Here is an 18,120-nt window from a genome sequence, read left to right on the forward strand (position 1 = left end):
GACAGTATCAAAAGACAACAAAGACAAGCATGTGGAGTTTTAAAAATATCTGGTTCCAGATCCATTGGCTGATCGGCATCACTGCGGGCACCGTGCTGATCGTCATTGGCCTCACCGGCGCCACCTATTCCTTCCAGGACGAGGTGCTGGACTGGGCCAACCCGGGGACCGCCAGCGTGCCGGTGCAGCCAAGCCCGGCGCTGACACCGCCCCAGTTGCTGGCGGCAGTGCGGGCCAGCGGTGAGCAGCGCCGTATCGACCGCATCACCTTGTATGCCGAGCCCGGGCGCAGCGCCCAGTTGGCCTTTGCGCCCGAAAAAGGTGAGCGCCGGGGCCAGAGCGTCTACCTCCACCCCTACACCGGCGCCCAGCTGCCAGCGCAAAGCGGCCGCGAGTTCTTTGAATGGAACGAGCGCCTGCACCGCTGGCTGCTGCTGCCGCGCGACGATGGCAAGCCGATAACGGGCAGCCTCTCGCTGTGCCTGCTGCTGCTGTCGCTCTCGGGCTTGTACCTGCGCTGGCCAGCCAAGCCGCTGTCCTGGCGCAGCTGGCTCACCTTCAATGTGCGGCGCAAGGGCCGGCCGTTTTTGTGGGGCCTGCACTCGGTGGCTGGCACCTGGGTGCTGGTCGTCTATGTGATGCTGACCCTGACCGGCATGTACTGGGCCTTTGATGCGGTGCGCGCGCCCGTGGACCGCTGGATGGGCGCGCCCTCCCGCGCAGCGGCCCGGGCCGAGCAATCGGCCGCGCAAGAAGCCGCCCGCAAGGCGCCGCCGCTGCAGATCGAGCCCGCTAGCCTTGAGCCCGCCTGGCAAGGCTTTACACAGCTGGCCAGCGGCTGGCAGTTTGCGCAAATGCGCCTGCCCCAGCGCGCCGACCAGCCTGTGCAGTTCAGCTGGTGGGGCGCCGGCGCCCCGCATGACCGCGCGCGCAACCAGCTCAGCCTGAGCCTCGATGGCAGCGTGCAGCGCGACGACCGCTTTGCCGATCTGCCCGCCGGCCGCCGCGCGCTGGCTGCCATCTACCCGCTGCACACCGGCACCTATTTTGGGCTGACGGGCCGCATCATCGTCACCGTCGCGGCACTGATGATGCCGCTGTTTGCGATTACCGGCTGGCTGCTCTACCTGGAGAGGCGCCGCAGCTCCCGCGCCGCCGCCAAGGCCCAGCGCGCGCTGCTGGCGGGCGATGGCCCGCAGGCAGGACCAACTAGGGGCGCCAACACCGGCGCCAGCATGGCCGTGGTCTACGCCAGCCAGGCCGGCCATGCCCAGCAGCTGGCGGTGCGCACCGTCGCGCGCCTGCGCAGCGCGGGCCTGGCCGCACAGCTGCTGCCCGCCGCCAGCCTGGATATGGTCCAGCTGCAGCCGCATAGGCAGCTGCTGTGGGTGGCCAGCACCTTTGGCGAAGGCCAGCCGCCCGACAGCGCCCGCCGCCTGGCGCGCCTGTTGCAGCAAACGCAAGGCACGCCGCTGGCCCACCAGCGCTTTGGCATGCTGGCGCTGGGTGACCGCCAGTACGGCCAGTTCTGCGGCTTTGGCCTGGCGCTGGCCGCGCAGCTCGAGCGCCTGGGGGCCCAGCCCGTGTTTGCCCCCATCACCATGGATGCCGAGGACGACGCCGCATGGCAAGCCTGGCTGAAGGCACTGGCTGCGCACTGGGGCGTGAACGCGGAACCCGCCACTGTGGCAGTCAACACCGCTGCCAGCGTGGCCGATTCCGACGCACCCGACGCCGTCTTTGCACCCGCTCAGTTGCTCAGCCGCCACCACCTCAACCCCGGCAGCAGCGGCCAGCCGCTCTACCAGGTGGAGCTGGGCTTTGCGCCTGAGCAAGCGCTGCAGTGGCAGGCCGGTGGCCTGGTCGAGGTCAAGGCCCAGCAGGCGCCCGCCCAGGTCGATGCCTGGCTGCAGGCGCATCAGCTCGATGGCAGCGCCGCCGTGCAGTGGCGCGGCAGCGCCAGCAGCTTGCGCGATGCACTGAGCGCCTGCGAGCTGCCCACGCTCTCGGCCCCCGCCACATCGGCCCAGGCCGTGGCCGACCAGCTCCACCCGCTCGCCCCGCGCAGCTACTCGCTGGCCTCGTTGCCCACCGATGGCCGCATGCGCCTCTATGTACGCCAAACGCTGCGCGAGCAGCCAGGCGCCGCTCCGCAGCTGGGCTTGGCCTCGGGCTGGCTCACCGCACATGCGGCGCTGGGCAGCAGCATTGCACTGCGCCTGGTCGACAACCCCGGCTTTGCGCCGCTGGTCGGTGATGCGCGGCCCGCCATCTTTATGGGCAATGGCTCGGGTTACGCCGGCCTGCGCGGCCATCTGTGCCAGCGCATCGCCCAGGGCCAGTTTGACAACTGGCTGATCTTTGGTGAACGCCGCCGCGCGCACGACTCCTATGCCGAAGACGAGATCTGCGTCTGGCAGGCCCATGGCCAGATCGCACGCGCCGACTACGCCTACTCGCGCGACGCCCGCGATGCCAGCAACCTGGCCCCCGGCCAAGGCCCGCACCGCTATGTGCAAGATGCTTTGCGTGCCGCCGCCGAGCCGCTCCAGGCCTGGCTGGCCCGGGGCGCCGTCATCTACGTCTGCGGCAGCTATGACGGCATGGCCACCGGTGTGGATGAGGCGCTGACCGAGCTGCTCGGCGAAGAAGGGCTGAACGCCTTGATCGACGAGGGGCGGTACCGGCGCGATGTGTACTGAAGCAGATGCCGCAGCAGATGGGCGGTGGCAGCGATAAAAAAGGCGTGGTACCCTCGGGTCCACGCCTTTTGTCTTTGGGCTGGGGCTACAGCAGTCGGCAGCTGCAGCAGCGCCATGCCCGCGCCGCTGCCCTCCTCCCATTTACCAATTCACCCGCGCCGTCAACGTCACATTGCGCGCATCGCCGTACAGGCAGACGCCGGTGCAGGCCGACAGGTAGGTCTTGTTGGCCAGGTTCTTCACATTCAACGCCAACTGCCACTGCTGGTACTGGTAGCGCACAGCAGCATCCAGCAAGGTGTAGGTGGGCATGCGCATGCGGTCTATCTCTTGCCAGCCGACATGGCGCACACCGGCGCCCAGGCTCAGGCCCGGCAGCGACAGGCGGTCATTGCGCATCTCGTCGATCATGCCGTCCGCATCGCGCGCCAGCGCGGTCAGACGGTAGCGCATGCGCCCGTCCTCGGTCAGTTGGTCGCTCACATCGGCCGCGATCTGCTTCTTGTTCCAGCTGCCCAGCTCCAGCTCCACCTCGCGCAGCGGCGCATCGGTGGGGCGCTTGCTCACCAGGTTGAAGACGCCGCCCGGCGCTGCCTGCCCATAGAGGATCGAGGCCGGGCCCTTGAGCACCTCCACCCGCTCATAGGCATAGGGCTCCACCGCCCCGCTCAGCGAGTTGATGGGAAAGCGCGCGCCGTTCAGGTACAGTGGCGCCGCCCCGGTCACATTGAAGCCGCGCACGGTAAAGCCCGTGCCGATATGGCGCATCGCCCCGCCCTGCAGCGGCATGATGCCCGCCGAGTACTCTAGCGCCTGGTCCAGCGAATCAGCGCCCCGGGGCCACGATCTGCTCGCGCGGCACCACCGTCACCGACATGGGCGTCTCCGACAGCGGCGTATCGGTCTTGGTCGCCGTCGCACTGCGCCGGGCCACCAAACCGCCCACGGGCCCCGAGGCGCTCTCGCGCAGCGCATCGGCCTGCACTGTCACCGGCACCAACGTGGTCTCGGCCCCGCTCTGCGGCACGGCCGCCTCGGCCGGTTTGATCACCAGGGCCCGCCCCTGGGGCACCACCACCAAGCCACTGCCTGCCAGCAATTGCGCCAGCGCCTGGCGTGGCGCCATGCTGCCCGATACCGCCGGCCCCTGCTTGCCCGCCACCACGGCCGGGGCATACAACAGCTGCAGCCCCGTTTGCTGGGCCAAGGTATGGAGCGCCTGCCCCAAAGGCTGGGCGGCAATGGCCACCTGGGCCGGGGCATCGGCCTGGGCCTGCGCCCCAGCGGGAATGGCCTCCGCCACGAACAAAGACAGGGCCAAGGCCCGGGGTGCAAAAACACTGCGCGACTGCCGCATAAACAAGGTCTCCAACTGCCTGGAAATAGCCAGCACTACCCATGGAGTCGCACGGGTGGGCAGAACCCTCAGGTCGGTCGGGAAAAAATTTGGATTATTTTTTGTGGGGCGGCAGCGCCTTGAGGTCTGCAGGTTCTCATCGACCTTGCAGATATGCGCACGGTATGCACGCTCAAAGCCCAGGAGTGTGTGGCTACGCAGGCTGGCGGGCAGGCGGATTGGCCGAAGCGAGCGGTAGGTCAGGCAGCACCGTGGATGCATTCTGGCCCCGCCCTCACCGGCTTTTGATGTATGCAAGCGATGCTAAAAGTCATACTTCGCGCAAAAGAAGCACCCCATCAAGTCAGAGCGGGCCAACCTATGGGGTGAGGTTCAAATGGCTTGCCATTCATGGCTCGCGAACACCATTTCTGAAAGCTTAGGCATCTCGGTTAATTTTTTGTTCTTGCTCCTGCTCTTGCACATTTTGCGTATGCAGATGCGTTTCTGCTTTCTCGATCGGCAGCGGAATGGGTATCCATGGAAAAGCCCAGCTTTTCAAGCTGGACCAAAATGACCCCTTAACCCACAGTGGAAATACAAACATAGTGATCTCCTTCAGTGATCAGGCCGCTGGCTTATTGACAGCCGCCTGCTGCAAAAGGCGCACGACTTTGGTGATATAGATTTTTTTGGTCAATGGCTCTGGCGGCTCAGCCATGGTGCGAAAGGGCTGGTGGAATATGTAGTCGTCATCAGAGGCATCACGGCTATCTACGTCGGCAACAGGCACTTGCGTTCTTGCGCGTATATTGAAAATGGTTTTATCTATAAAAGACATATAGACCTCCGGTCTATGGTGGCTAATCAGGATGGATCGCCTATTGCCACACTACCGCTTTTAAAGACCTTAAACCGCAAACAGCAAACACTTACGTTTGAAGCGAAGGGGCCGTCCCGGTATCTGCGACACAGCTCAGGTCTTTGCCGGCAGTGCCCCCGCCCGCCGGGGCGGGGATTGCCGCAAAAAACAAAGCACCGACTAGCGGTGCTTTGATTTACCCCGTTTTCGCCAGGGTGCTCGCCGATTGCTCGGACATCAAAACCGCCTCAATGGCGATTTCTGAAACGACAAGCAGGCCTACTTGCGTTTTTTGCTCCGAGCGCGCTCGTCTTTTGGCTGCTGTTTTTGTGGGCTTTTTACTTCCACCGACAACGAGGAAAATGGGTCCTGCGGCAACAGAAAGAAGTTGCGCATATCACGCCAAAATTCCATGTTTCGCTGGTGACGGACAAGTGAAAACATATAGACCTCCGGTCTCATAAGGGCAATTCAGGTTGAGTCGCCTGTAAACAAGCTACTCCTTTTAATGGCCTTAAACAGCACGCCGCAGGAAATAACATCGCTCACCCCCCTTTTGTTGTGACAGATGTGGCGTGTACAAATCACGATGTAAGAGCCTCACCGTCCTACGTCTGGAGAGAACTGGACCACCCACACTGATGACCAGTGCAATGCATCGTCAAAACACTGAAAACGAGAGGCGCTCCCGCTAGCGACAGAAGCACCTTGTCAACCATTTGATTGAAGGAATCACCATGTCTCAGCAACAACCCAACTCGGGCCAGAAGCAACCGGGCCAAGACCAAAAAAAACCTGGTCAGCAGGAACAACAAAATCCTGGCCAGAAGCAGCAGGACAGCAAGCAACCCAACACCCAGCCCAAGTGACCACGGTTGCAGCAACCCCAGCTGCGATGTAGATCGCGCTCAAAGCCCACCTCGGTGGGCTTTTTCCATGTCTGCGCAGCGCACCTTGCCGTCACCTATGGCGAATTTTTCAACGCTTCGCGCGCGCTGCATGCCGCGCGGGAAGGCCGAGACAATGGTTGGCAGCGCCTGCGACCTGGATCGCCAACATGCGATGGGGCAAGCCCGCCAGGTGGCGGTCCATCGGGTGGGGGTCCACCGGGTGGCGGCCCACCGGACGCCCGCACGGTCGAACTGAAGTGAGGCGCCTTGGGGGGCGGTGCCGATCGCATGTTGGCCATGCTTGAGAAAACCACGGTACCGCTTGTTCTGTTGCCGCGGAACCAGCCCATGGCCTTGCAAGCTAGCCCTGCGCTCCCACCTCAACGCGCCTTCACAATCTCCGTCACCCCGCCCTCGGTCTTGAGCCGCACCGGCAGCAGCAGCGGCAGCGCCTGGGCAAAGCTGGTCGCCTCGCGCAGCTTAAAGCTGCCGCCCATGCGCATCGCAGCGACGGCCGGGTCGCGCACCACCAGGCGGGTATCGCCATAGCGCTCAAACTCGGCCAGTGCCTGCGCCAGCGGTGCGTCCTGAAAATTCACCCGACCATTGCGCCAGGCAGCGACATTGCCCACTGCCAAGGTCTGCGGCGCTGCCAGACTGCCCTCGGCCTGCGCGGTCACCCGCTGGCCGGCGACCAGCTCCACCGCTGCCGGCCCGGCCAGGGTCTGGCCGCCCTTGTCAACGTCACCCGCTTGCGCCCACCCGCACCCGGCCTGATTCGACCTCGACCACCGTCTGGCCCGCATCCAGCCCGGCGCGGGTATGGCGTACCGAGAATCTGGTGCCCAGCACCGTTACCAGCGTGTGCCCCGCCCGCACCTCAAACGGGCGCTGCGCATCGGCACTGGCATGGAACAGCGCCTGGCCCTCGAGCAAGCGCACTTCGCGCCGGCCCCGGAACAGCTGCACCTGCGCCTGCGATGCGGCGTCGAGCAGCATCTGCGAGCCATCGGGCAGCCGCACCTGCAGCGCTTGGCCACGCACGGTGGCGTAGTGCTCGCTAAACAGCGGCTGGCTGCGCCAGTGCGACCAGCCCAGCCAACCGCCGCCCACCAGCGCCAGCACGGCAGCGGCCAGACAGGGATCGCAGCGATGGTGCAGCAATGGCGCAATGCAATAACGCGAATGAATCGCATTATCCATATTTGACTACTGTTTACATATAATAAGAACCATTCTCATCGCCTCACTTCCCACACCATGCACCCAGGCCCCGGCATTCCGCCCTCACCCTCTGTCGACCCGGTGCATGCCCTGTACGAGGCGCACCACAGCTGGCTGGTCGCCCGGCTGCGGCGCAAGCTCGGCTGCGCCTGGGATGCGGCCGATCTGGCGCAAAACACCTTTGTGCGGGTGCTGGGCACCCAGCGCCCGCAACTCCAGGCACTGCTGGAGCCGCGCGCCTACCTCACCACCATTGCGCAGCGCCTGCTGTCCAACCACCTGCGCCGCCGCCAGATCGAGCGCGCCTACCTCGATGCGCTTGCGCTGCTGCCCGAGCCGGTGGCCCCGCCGCCCGACGCACAGCTGATGGTGCTCGAGACCCTGGTCGCCATTGACCGCCTGCTCGGCGGCCTGCCCGTGGTCGCCCGCAAGGCCTTTTTGCTGTGGCGGCTGGAGGACCTGACACAAGAAGAGATTGCCCAGCAGCTGGGCATATCGCGCACCAGCGTGCGCCGCCACCTGGCCGCAGCGGCCGAGCGCTGCTATTTTGCGGACCAGCCCTGAGATGGCCGCGCCCGATCCCCTGCCCAGCGGCCTGCCGCTAGGCGCGCAGGCCATGCCAGGCGCGCTGCCCGCTGCCATCCCCCCCGCCGTTGCCCAAGCCGCCGTGCGCTGGCTGCTCGATCTGGAGCCCGGCGACAGCGCCGCTGCCCGCCGCAAGCGCCAGCAGTGGCAAAGCTGGCTCGATGCCGACCCGCTCCATGCCCAGGCCTGGCAGCGCATGGCGCAGATCGATGGCCAGTTGCGTGGCGTGCCCACGGCAGTGGCAGTGCAGACCCTCGCCTCCCCCGCGCTGTCGCGCCGCCACGCGGTGCGCCTGGCGGTGATGCTGGGCGCCGGTGCCGGCGGCCTGCTGGCCCTGGGCCACAGCCCGCTGGGTGAACAGGCCTGGCTCAGCGCCAGCGCCGATCTTTCAACCGCCACCGGTGAGCAGCAGCGCACGGTTTTGGCCGATGGCACGCGACTGCTGCTCAATACCGCTACGGCCGTGGACTTGCGCTACAGCAGCAGCGAGCGGCTGATTGTGCTGCGCGCCGGGGAGATCCAGATCGAGAGCGCTGCCGACCCCAGCCCCGACCCTGCGACCGGCCAGGCCCGCCCCTTGCGTGTGCGCAGCAGCCAGGGCTGGGCCCGTGCCATTGGCACGCGCTTTAGCGTACGCCAGTACGCGGACGACACGCTGGTGCAGGTGCAAGAAGGCCAGGTAGAGCTGCAATTGCGCAACGATACGAGCCAGACCCTGCGCCTGGCTGCAGGCGAGCAAGGCCGCATCGCCGCCCACCAATTGCGGCGCGAGGCCGCCGCCACCGCTGCCGACCTGGCCTGGACCCAGGGCATGCTGGTGGCCAACGATATGCGCCTGGGCGACTTTATCGCCGAGCTGGCCCGCTACCGCCCCGGCCGCTTGCACTGCACCCCAGAGGCCGCCGCGCTGCGCATATCGGGCAGCTACCCGCTGCTGGATACGGACCGCGTGTTGGCCGCGCTCAGCCGCAGCTTGCCGCTGCGCATTACCACCCGCACGCGCTGGTGGGTCACGGTGGATAAAAGCTGATCTGCCAGGCCCCCCCGCAACGCATTCCAAAAAAAGGTGGCCAATTGGCCCAGCCCGCGTGTCAAGCCCTGCACAAGCGCCGCATAAACCATGGCGGCGCGCTGCCACCAGCTTGTCAAACTCGGGACCTATTCGCATGTACCGCACTCGCTTCTCTGCCCCCGCCACGCCCCGTGGCACCGCGCTTTGCGCCCATCTGCTGTGCCTGGGCCTGGCCGCCTGCACCAGCCTTGCCGCGCTGGCACCCAGCTCTGCGCATGCGCAGGCGCAGCAGCCGGCCAGCCCCCCCGCAGCGCGCAGCTACTCCATCCCCGCCGGCCCGCTGGCTGCGGCGCTCAACCGCCTGGGGCAGGAATCGGGCACCTTGATCTCGTTCGCGCCCGATACCGTTGCCGGCCTGCGCAGCCCCGGCGTGCAGCGCGCCGCCGATGTGGGCCAGGCGCTGGGCAGCCTGCTGGCGGGCTTGCCGCTGCAGGCCCAGCGCGATGCCAGTGGCAGCTATGTGGTGCGCCGTGTGGCACCCACCGCAGCAGCGGCTGCCGCAGCTCCGGCTGCCGCTGCACAAGGCGCGCCCAGCATCACCTTGCCGGAGCTGCGCGTGACCGCCCAAGCCGAGCGCAGTGCCACCACCGAAGGCACCGGCAGCTACACCATCCGCAGCACGGCAGCCGCCACCGGCCTGCAGCTGTCGCCGCGCGAGACGCCGCAATCGGTCAGCGTGCTCACGCGCCAGCAGATCGAGGACCAGGGCATCACCAGCATTGGCGAGGCCGCGCGCCATATCACCGGCATCTCGGCGATCAGCTCGGACAGCGACCGCACCGATCTGGACGCCCGGGGCTTCTACATCGACAACTACCAGTACGACGGCGTGCCCACCTATGTCGCCAATGATTTTTTTGGCGCCTCGATGCTCGACCCGATTCTGTACGACCGCATCGAGGTGGTGCGTGGAGCAACGGGCCTGATGACCGGCGCTGGCAACCCCGGTGCTTCCGTCAACCTGGTGCGCAAACGCGCCAGCAGCAAGACCTTCACTGGCTCGGCCAGCGCCAGCCTGGGCTCCTGGAACGAGCGCCGCGCCACCCTGGACCTGAGCACGCCGCTGACCGACGACGGCCGCATCCGCGCCCGTGTGGCCGCAATGGCCGATGAGCGCGACTCGCACCTGGACCGCTACCACACGCGCAACCGCGCGTTGCTCGCCACCGCCGAGGCCGATTTGACGCCTAACACCACCGCCTGGATCGGCCTGGAGCACCAGGCCAAGCGCCCCACCGGCGTCACCTGGGGCGGCCTGCCCATGGTCTACCAGGATGGCAGCGCCACGCACTGGCCGCGCTCGTTCAGCATTGGCGCCGATTGGACCGAGTGGAACACTACCAGCCGCACCACCTACGCCGGGCTCGAGCACCGCTTTGACAATGGCTGGTCCATCAAGGCCAACGCCAGCCGCCTCGATGCCGACTACACCTCCAAGCTCTTTTACCTGCTGAGCGAGCCCGACAGGAACACCGGCCTGGGCCTGGGCCCCTACCCCAATTACTCGCGCCAGAGCTTTGCGCAAAACAGCGGCAGCCTGCAGGCCACCGGGCCTTTTGAGCTGCTCGGCCGCAAGCATGAGGCGGTGCTGGGCTTGACCGGCAGCCAGTCCAACTACGCCTACGGCAACCATGCCTACACCGCCACCCCCGTGGGCAATATCTTTGACTGGGATGGCTCCTACCCCGAGCCGGTCTGGGGCGCCTTCCGCCCGCTGGGCGATGACCGCACGCGCCAGACCGCCGTCTACGGCGCGCTGCGCCTGTCGCTGGCCGATGACCTCAAGCTCATCGTAGGCGGGCGCGAATCCCGCTGGGAAAGCCAGAGCCTGACGGAAACGCGCAAGCACAAGGTCTTCACGCCCTACGCTGGGTTGCTGTATGACCTGAACGCTACCTACACCGTCTACGCCAGCTATACCGATATCTTCCAGCCGCAAAACTACCAGGACACGCAGGGCCGCTACCTGGACCCTGTGACTGGCAAAGCCTACGAGGCCGGCATCAAGGCCGCGTTTCTCGATGGCAAGGTCAATGCGTCCCTGGCCGTGTTCCGCATCGCCCAGGACAATGTTGCCGTGCAAGACGGCGACAACATGATTGGCGGCACCGGCAACCCCGCCTACCGGGGCGAGAAAGGTGTCACCAGCAAGGGCTTTGAGGCCGAGGTCTCCGGCGAGCTGGCCCGGGGCTGGCAGCTGATCGCCGGCTTTGCCCGGGCCGATGCCCGCGCGGCCGATGACGCGCGCCTGCAGTCGCAGCGCCCCAACAACATGGCACACCTCTACACCAGCTACCGCCTGCGGGGCAACTGGAGCGCCCTCAAGGTCGGCGGGGGCCTGACCTGGCGCGACGCCACCTATGCGACCACGACCACCTCCACCGATGTGGAGGCGCGCCGCGACCAGGGCTCCATCACCGTCGCCAGCCTGATGGCCAGCTACGACATCTCGCGCCAGCTGTCGCTGCAGCTCAACATCAACAACCTGTTCGACAAAACCTACTTCGACTTTGCCGGCAGCCAGATCTACTACGGCGCGCCGCGCAAGTTCACGCTGACCGCCAAGTACGATTTCTAAGCGCACAACCACAAAGCCCGCTGAATAACCAGCGGGCTGCTTTGTCGAGGGGGTCTGAGAACATCTGCGCTACCCCTTGCTTCGTGTCATGGATCTGGCAAATTGGCGCCCTGGAAGACCGATGGCATCGGCAGCATCAGTGAGCGCAGTGCATCGCAGCATTGCCAGGCCCTTGAAAAGATCGCCAAGACCTGAACAGAGGAGCCGCCATGGCTGCGATGGCAGCTCGCGACAGTGAATTCACCCCATTGCGGTCATTCGATATCGGGCTCTCGCGGGCCCAGGCCTTTTGCTATACTGCCGCGCACAGGCAGGAGAGACGCCATCAACACCCCAGCTGACATCGACCAGAGCGTCCTCACTGCGACGAATTCCAGGGCCGCACACTACATTCTTGAAATCGTGAAAGCCCAGACTGGCATGGGTCTGGTCGGCATGGCCTGGGTTCGCTCCAACATGTGGCGTGCATGCGCTGTGGTGGACGACATGGGGCTCGGCATGAAGGCCGGTGATGAACTGGATGTGGACAGCACCCTGTGCAAGGACGTCATGCAATCCCAGCTCGGGATTGCATTTGATGATGCCCTGGACCACCCTGTTTTTCGCGACCATAGAACGCCCAAGCTCTACGGATTTCGCGCCTACATCAGCGAACCGATTCTGCTCACAGATGGCAGCTATTTCGGCAATTTGTTTGCCTTGGACGCAGAGCCCAGGCCCATCACGAGCGAGAAAAACCGAGCGATTTTTACCGCGTGCGCCGGTATTCTCGGCAAGCTTCTTCAAGACCAGCTGATATCCCAGCAGCTGAGCAACGAGATTCAGAGCTTTAAAGAGACGGGCAACGCCCGCGAGGTGTTCCTGGCCGTTGTCGCCCACGATCTACGCAACCCTTTGCAGGCGATCACGATGGGCGCAAAGATGCTCTCACGGGGCGACGAGCCCAAAGCGGCGAAGCTCGGAGAGCGCATCGCTACCAGCGCTCGCCGCATGAGCAAGCTCATAGATGATCTGGTCGATTACGCCAAAGGCCGGGCCGGCCACGAAATATCCATTGCCACTGAACCCACGGAAAGCCTCTCGGCGGCTTTACAAACAGTGATCAATGAGTTCGTAGAAGCGCATCCCCGCCATGACATCATTGCATCGCTTCAGCTACCAGTGGCGGTACGTGTCGACACCCCACGCATTCAACAACTCCTGTCCAACCTGCTAGGAAACGCTGTTGCCTACGGTGCACCGGACTTGCCGATACGGATCACAGGCAGCGTGGAAGGACAAGACATCGTCATTCTGGTCAACAACCAAGGACCTCTGGTGCCGGACGACGTGATGGCCCAGATGTTCGATCCCTACTTCCAGGGCCCCAAGTCTGCCGCCACCAGCATGGGGCTGGGCCTGAGCATCTGCAAGCAGATCGTCGCAGCCCACCAGGGAAGCCTGACAGTGCTATCTTGTTCAGATTCCGGCACCACATTCACTGTGAGGCTGCCTGTGGTTCTGTAAGCGGAAAAAATAAACCAAGCGCTGGATACAGCACGAGGTCGATGAGCCGGTAACACGCACCAGCAAACCGAAAATGAGACTAAGACAGCCCCGAATCAGGCGTCACCAACTATGCGCATATGCATTCGAAGTGCTGATAGAACAACCCCAACGATTAGCCAGTAAAAAAGCAGCCCGCTGAACCAGCGGGCTGCTTTCTTGGAGGCTTAAATCAACAGCCGACCCATTCAAGGGGCTAAGACAGGTTCTGAGACTAGGCGTCCCCGACGAGGCGCGCAACCGCAGACAGTACTGCAAGTACGGCAAGGTTGCGCAACGAAGTATCAGGGCCTGTATTAGCCCCGCCACGTTAGATCCAAGGGACGCCGTAGTATTCGTTCACCTTGCGGCCGTACTCGTCGTTATAGTCCTGCGTCGTCTCACGCGCATAGCGCGGCGCGCCTTCCAGCTGCTCCTTGGTGAGCGACACGACATAACCGCCCAGGCCGGTGTCGTACTTCAGCGTTTCCCAAGGGAGCGGGTACACATCGGTGCCCATGCCCAAAAAGCCGCCAAACTCCATCACCGCATAGCGGACTTTGCCCGTGAGCTTGTCCAGCAGCAGGCTTTCCACCGAGCCCAGCTTGTCGCCATTGGGGTTGTACACCTTGGTGCCTTGCACCTTGTCCGAAGAGATCACGCTCGATGCTGTGTTGATCGTATTCATAGGGTTCTCCTGTGTTGGAAAGCGGGATTGCAAAGGGGCCGATGCGGGGTGCCGGTGAGAGCACTACCGCCATGTCTCGGCCTTGGGTTCAATGCTAAACAGCGGCGCGGTCCAGCCGGGTAGTCATCGCCGTCCGATAGCCGTAGGACGGGCCGCACCGGTTTTGCAGGACTGGAAAAAGCGCCCATTTCTGCGGGGCGTATCTCCTCCCGTAAGCCCCTGCGCACGTGGGCTCGCCCACCTCAGAAGCTCCTGCACGCCGTCTTGGATGGGTGAGCAGCTGCCACACCGCATGGGCAAGGCTGCGCCACAACCGCCACGCGTCGCCCTGCCTGCGGTGGACCAGGCGGCGGGTGGCGCCGGCATGCATCGCGGCCCCAGCGTTAGCGCCAGCCATTGCAGCAACGCTTGCAAACAACCCAGCCTGGGGATGTAACACCACCAAGCCCAAAAATCTCCCCAATATATCCGCCAGAACCCTATAACCCGCTAGATACTTCAAAATTTCCAGTAATCAACGAAAACCCGTCACTCGCAGATTTGGCCTTATCGCATAAAATTAAAAACATTAATAACTTCAATTAAATAATTTAAAAATAAAATAAAAAGCAAATTATCAATATTGTCTCTCCGCAGAAACAACTGAAGCCGTGACTAAGGCATAAGCACGTAGTATCTTTCTTCCTCGGCGGTTAAAAATTCACTTTAATCTTGTATACAAATACGATGCCAACGGGGATTCACCATGGACTCATATCAGTGCATAAACGGCGCTTCAAAAGACAGAGAAAATGCCTTAGCCACCCCCCGGGTTCGCAGCATTGTGCGGGTGCCCATCATTCTGGGAAATGGACACAAGGCCAGATCCGAAATCATCAGCTTTGGCAACCTGAGCGATCACGGCGAGCACTTCGCGGTACGGTTTGAGGGCTCAGACACCAAAGCGCCGCTGGTGCGCCTGCATTCAGAGTGCATCACGGGCGACGCGCTGGCCTCCGCACGCTGCGACTGCGGCCCCCAGCTCCAGGAAGCACTGCAACACCTGCATAGGGAAGGTGGCCTGCTCTTGTATTTACGCCAAGAAGGCCGAGGCATTGGCCTTTATCGAAAACTCGAAGCCTACCTATTACAAGATCAAGGCTTGGATACCTATGCCGCCAATCGGGCCTTGGGCCATAAAGATGACGAGCGCAGTTACCAGGTCGCCGCTGACATGCTCGAAGCGCTGGGCATCCAAACCATCCGCTTGCTCAGCAATAACCCCGACAAACAAAAACAGCTCACCATGGCCGGCATTACCGTGGAGTCACGCATCCCTACCGGGGTGTTTGTCGATGCCGATAATCGCCACTACCTAGAAACCAAGGTCAAACATTCACGCCATTCAATAGACGTCCCGCCCGTCCGGAAGGAAATCCCATGATTGCCCATCTATCGCCCATCAGCGGCGTTGCCACACATGGCGGTCGCTACATTGCAAGCGCCGGATACGACAACCAGGTGATCTTGTGGGATGCCCACCAAAAAATCGCACTGGCCCGTACCTGGCATGACCACTTGGCCAACCAGCTGTCCTTCAGCAGCGACGGAAACTATTTAATCAGTGCCTCCAGCGACCACACGGCCAGGTTGTGGTCCGTGCCCAGCATGAAGCTCATCTCCGTGCTGTCCGACCATGGGGACGATGTAGAAATGGCCCAGTTCCACCCGGCCGAGGCGCTTATTGCCACTGCCTCACGTGACCACCACGTCAGGGTATACGACTTCAAAGGCTGTCTCAGGCAATGCTTCAAAGGCCATAGGGCCGATGTGATCTCTATCGCCTGGTCCGCCAACGGCCAGACGCTGCTATCGTCCAGCGACGACGGCACGCTCAAACAATGGTCATTGGCAACAGGGGACCTGCTCCAGGACATCGACCTCGGCGGCGTAGAGACCGACACCATTGCCATCGCCAACAATGGCACCGTCTATGCTGGCAATGATGCCGGCATGATTTTGACCATCGACGGCGGCCATCGCCAGGCAACAGCTGCGCACCAGGCTGGCATCAAGCGATTGGTTTACCAGGACAGCGAGCAATTGCTGGTGAGCTTGAGCTACGACCGGCTGCTGCGTGTCTGGAAGGTGGCATCCAGCGCCCTCACACCCATCGCGCAATCCACCATTCCACCGGAGGTATGGCCAAGGTCCTGCGCCTTCTTAGACGAGAACACCTTGGTGTTTGCCACCTTTGGCTCCTCCTATGCGGTCTTCCATATCCCAACGGGCGAATGGAATCTCGACAAGGTCTGCGCCACAGACGGCATCAACGCAGCCCTGCACCACTTCTCTGGCGTGGTATCGATAGGGGACGCCGGAATTCTCAAAACCAATGGCCAAGCCCTCCGTGACCTGCGCAGCCTGTGCAACTTCCTCACTCCCATCGGCAACAAGATATGTACTGGCGGCCAAACAGGGACGCTGTTCGATGCCACGACGGGCGAGCCCCTTTACCAACACCGATCACCCTTGAACTGCGGCGCTGCATTCCTGCGTAACGGCATTGACCATATGGTCATTGGCAGCTACACGGGTGAAGGCCTGGTGTTTGCCCTTGCGCAAGATGGGGCTGTACACCATGTCGCAACGCTGCAGCTGCATGACAACGCCGTCAAATCGATCGCCGCCTCCAGCCATATGCTGTTTTCCGTGTGCGCAGATGGCAGCGCCGCCTGGTGGTCGATTGCGACCTTGCGCGAGCTGTTCACCAAACGCGATGCCCACAGCCGGATTGCCAACGGTTGTGCCGCCTTGCCCAACGAGCGCTTTGTCAGCGTCAGCCGGGATCGCAAGCTGCGTATCTGGGAGAATTTTGCATCCACCGACTTGGACAGCCCTCACCGGCATTCCATCAAATGTGTTGCCGCCAGCCCTGATGGCCAATGGATTGCCACGGGCTCCTACCATGGCTACGTGGCCGTCTATGACCCTGCTACAAGGCAATGGCAGCCCTCCGTGCGCCCGACCTCTGCGGGCATCTCATCGCTGTGCTTTGACAGCGACAACGCCCAATTTCTGGCCAGCTCCTACGATGGCAACATCTACCACATCCCCATCGTAAAACGGCAGTAAGCTGCGGCGTCGCGCCGTGCTCCATCGCAGCTGCGAATCCTTGTCGCCATCGTCTTGGTCCTCACGCTCACCCTAGTCTGCAGGGCCTGCACCCACGCCGCGTGCCAACACGCCTCATCCAAGGCGGCCAAGCGCAGAGGGAAGGTATCGCGCACGCCCTCCCATCGGTCAACATTGCCAACGCAGCAGGCAGCGCTGCAAATCGGCCGCGCCCTCAAACCGGCACAGATCGAGATGCGCCTATATATGAGCACCACCGCTGCGTGCCCCGCCCCAAACGCCGCAAACAACACGGGCAGCCCTATGGGCTGCCCGGTTCAAGGTGTTGGGGTGCGGTCGTGCCGTCAATGGGGCACAAAGATCGCGATCAGCAGAAACACCAAAACAATCCCGCCGATGATGGCAAAACGCTTGTTGGCGAATCGCCCAGCGCGGGTGTTGGGATTGGTGGGCTTGGTAGGTTTGGGGTCAGGTGGGTTCATAGCTCACAATCTATCCATTGGCCTGGCGCGCGCGCGTCGGACAAAGGACAGAAAGCAGGTCAGCGCTGAGTCGCGGGGCTTGTCGGTAGCAAAAGATGGGCCCTACGTTGGGATAGAGGAAAACAGAATGCGTGGTTCGATGACTTTGGCAATGGTGCTGCTGGGCCTGGCACCGGCATGGGCAGCGGCGGGCACTGCGGTAGCCGTGCCCCAGGCCGCACGCAGCGAGCACCCACCAGCGACCGCCACCGCCAATACATCTAAACCCACCGCCAATGTCCGTGCCAGCGACATCGGCAGCAGCAGCGACCGTGACAGTGATTCTGATGAGCGCCCCGATGGAGACCAAAAGCCCCGGCGCCCGCTCTCCTCTCCGCCCGCCAGTGCGGAAACAACGCCATCTGCCCCCCAGCAGCCGGTCTTTATCATCAGCTGCAATGCCAGCGGCTGTACTGACAACCAGGGCCACTTTCTCACCCGCTCAGGCCCCCAGCACCTGGTGGGACCCAATGGCATCCGCTGCCAAAGCATGGGCGGCAATTGGCAGTGCAACGCGCCCACCGCACCGTAATGCACAGCAATGGCCCAGAGCACTTATGGGCTGCCTGGATGCGCCGGGCTGACGCCCGTCACGAATGACGCTGCTAGTGCGCAGCACCTAAACCCCTGCGGCTTGGCGGGTCACTGCTAACACCTGCTGCTGTCGCCTGACTGCAACGGCCGGGCGTGGCTGTGCACGGGTTGCGCCAGCCATTGGCAGCATTGCCAATTGGGCGTTAACGCACGCACCCACTCGCCCGCCAACCACCGCCAAACATCGGCGGGCGGCATGCCCCTCAATCCATGCCGATAGCTGCGCGGGGTGCGCTGTTGCTTGACCCAGCGCCTAGGCCTGGGTGGCTTGCTGCGAGCGCCAATCCGGCAAGTCCGAGCCAGCTGCAGCGTTCAAACTCCGCGGCTGATCAGCGCACGCCTCATAAACGAAAACCAAACATCGCTATGGAATTGCAAACATTCATTAATTTCTTTTTTCACAGAATTGGCATTGAAAATTACATTGGTC

General features: G+C 63.2%; 17 protein-coding genes. 9 read left to right on the forward strand and 8 right to left on the reverse strand.

Annotation, left to right across the window (positions count from 1 at the left end):
* Positions 1 to 29 precede the first annotated feature (29 nt).
* A complete protein-coding gene (locus F0Q04_RS16835) occupies positions 30 to 2,702 on the forward strand; it encodes a sulfite reductase flavoprotein subunit alpha (RefSeq protein ID WP_182342256.1) in 2,673 nt (890 codons plus the stop codon).
* Positions 2,703 to 2,843: 141 nt separating this feature from the next.
* On the opposite strand, the gene F0Q04_RS24055 is transcribed toward F0Q04_RS16835, so the two are convergent.
* The 4 genes from F0Q04_RS24055 to F0Q04_RS16850 form a co-directional block, all read right to left on the reverse strand.
* Entirely contained in the window at positions 2,844 to 3,491 is a 648-nt protein-coding gene (locus F0Q04_RS24055; protein ID WP_232539378.1) for a TonB-dependent receptor plug domain-containing protein, read from the reverse strand.
* Positions 3,492 to 3,528: 37 nt separating this feature from the next.
* Complete coding sequence (locus F0Q04_RS24060; protein ID WP_232539379.1) at positions 3,529 to 4,023, reverse strand: STN domain-containing protein; 495 nt, start codon at positions 4,021 to 4,023, stop codon at positions 3,529 to 3,531.
* Positions 4,024 to 4,477: 454 nt separating this feature from the next.
* Positions 4,478 to 4,645: a hypothetical protein gene (locus F0Q04_RS16845; protein ID WP_182342259.1), complete on the reverse strand. Its 168-nt coding sequence runs from the start codon at positions 4,643 to 4,645 to the stop codon at positions 4,478 to 4,480.
* An 18-nt stretch (positions 4,646 to 4,663) separates the two neighbouring features.
* The gene (locus F0Q04_RS16850) at positions 4,664 to 4,879 is read right to left on the reverse strand and encodes a hypothetical protein (protein ID WP_182342261.1); all 216 of its coding nucleotides are present in this window, start codon (positions 4,877 to 4,879) and stop codon (positions 4,664 to 4,666) included.
* 758 nt (positions 4,880 to 5,637) lie between these two features.
* Between F0Q04_RS16850 and F0Q04_RS24205 the strand changes: the two genes are divergently transcribed.
* Positions 5,638 to 5,769 carry a hypothetical protein gene (locus F0Q04_RS24205; RefSeq protein WP_260719762.1) on the forward strand — a complete coding sequence of 44 codons (132 nt, stop codon included), beginning with the start codon at positions 5,638 to 5,640 and terminating at the stop codon, positions 5,767 to 5,769.
* A gap of 401 nt (positions 5,770 to 6,170) precedes the next feature.
* On the opposite strand, the gene F0Q04_RS24065 is transcribed toward F0Q04_RS24205, so the two are convergent.
* Both F0Q04_RS24065 and F0Q04_RS24070 read right to left on the reverse strand, forming a co-directional pair.
* A complete protein-coding gene (locus F0Q04_RS24065; RefSeq protein ID WP_232539380.1) occupies positions 6,171 to 6,494 on the reverse strand; it encodes a hypothetical protein in 324 nt (107 codons plus the stop codon).
* Between the two features lie 40 nt (positions 6,495 to 6,534).
* The gene (locus tag F0Q04_RS24070) at positions 6,535 to 6,993 is read right to left on the reverse strand and encodes a FecR family protein (protein WP_232539381.1); all 459 of its coding nucleotides are present in this window, start codon (positions 6,991 to 6,993) and stop codon (positions 6,535 to 6,537) included.
* 57 nt (positions 6,994 to 7,050) lie between these two features.
* Between F0Q04_RS24070 and F0Q04_RS16860 the strand changes: the two genes are divergently transcribed.
* The 4 genes from F0Q04_RS16860 (at position 7,051) to F0Q04_RS16875 (ending at position 12,755) form a co-directional block, all read left to right on the forward strand.
* Complete coding sequence (locus F0Q04_RS16860) at positions 7,051 to 7,578, forward strand: sigma-70 family RNA polymerase sigma factor (RefSeq protein ID WP_116924256.1); 528 nt, start codon at positions 7,051 to 7,053, stop codon at positions 7,576 to 7,578.
* Position 7,579: 1 nt separating this feature from the next.
* Positions 7,580 to 8,629, forward strand: coding sequence for a FecR domain-containing protein (locus tag F0Q04_RS16865; RefSeq protein ID WP_182342264.1), 1,050 nt, complete (start codon positions 7,580 to 7,582; stop codon positions 8,627 to 8,629).
* A gap of 136 nt (positions 8,630 to 8,765) precedes the next feature.
* Positions 8,766 to 11,249 carry a TonB-dependent siderophore receptor gene (locus F0Q04_RS16870; protein ID WP_182342267.1) on the forward strand — a complete coding sequence of 828 codons (2,484 nt, stop codon included), beginning with the start codon at positions 8,766 to 8,768 and terminating at the stop codon, positions 11,247 to 11,249.
* 402 nt (positions 11,250 to 11,651) lie between these two features.
* Positions 11,652 to 12,755, forward strand: a complete 1,104-nt coding sequence (locus F0Q04_RS16875; protein ID WP_182342270.1) for a sensor histidine kinase — start codon at positions 11,652 to 11,654, stop codon at positions 12,753 to 12,755.
* 349 nt (positions 12,756 to 13,104) lie between these two features.
* Here F0Q04_RS16875 and F0Q04_RS16880 read toward each other — a convergent pair whose 3' ends face one another.
* Positions 13,105 to 13,461 carry a PRC-barrel domain-containing protein gene (locus tag F0Q04_RS16880; RefSeq protein WP_021028025.1) on the reverse strand — a complete coding sequence of 119 codons (357 nt, stop codon included), beginning with the start codon at positions 13,459 to 13,461 and terminating at the stop codon, positions 13,105 to 13,107.
* A gap of 745 nt (positions 13,462 to 14,206) precedes the next feature.
* On the opposite strand from F0Q04_RS16880, the gene F0Q04_RS16885 reads away from it, so the two are divergent.
* Positions 14,207 to 14,884, forward strand: coding sequence for a GTP cyclohydrolase II (locus F0Q04_RS16885; RefSeq protein ID WP_182342273.1), 678 nt, complete (start codon positions 14,207 to 14,209; stop codon positions 14,882 to 14,884).
* Positions 14,881 to 16,575 (forward strand): WD40 repeat domain-containing protein, encoded by a 1,695-nt coding sequence (locus F0Q04_RS16890; RefSeq protein ID WP_182342276.1) that lies wholly within the window; start codon positions 14,881 to 14,883, stop codon positions 16,573 to 16,575. Before F0Q04_RS16885 ends, F0Q04_RS16890 begins: the two co-directional genes overlap by 4 nt.
* A 344-nt stretch (positions 16,576 to 16,919) precedes the next feature.
* Here the strand turns inward: F0Q04_RS16890 and F0Q04_RS16895 are convergent, their stop codons facing one another.
* On the reverse strand, positions 16,920 to 17,057 hold the full coding sequence (locus F0Q04_RS16895) for a hypothetical protein (RefSeq protein WP_165841096.1): 138 nt from the start codon (positions 17,055 to 17,057) through the stop codon (positions 16,920 to 16,922).
* Positions 17,058 to 17,196: 139 nt separating this feature from the next.
* On the opposite strand from F0Q04_RS16895, the gene F0Q04_RS16900 reads away from it, so the two are divergent.
* Entirely contained in the window at positions 17,197 to 17,628 is a 432-nt protein-coding gene (locus F0Q04_RS16900; protein ID WP_133247983.1) for a hypothetical protein, read from the forward strand.
* Positions 17,629 to 18,120 lie beyond the last annotated feature (492 nt).

Origin of the sequence: Comamonas koreensis, assembly GCF_014076495.1 — a bacterium.
In the GTDB taxonomy this organism is placed as follows: domain Bacteria; phylum Pseudomonadota; class Gammaproteobacteria; order Burkholderiales; family Burkholderiaceae_C; genus Comamonas; species Comamonas squillarum.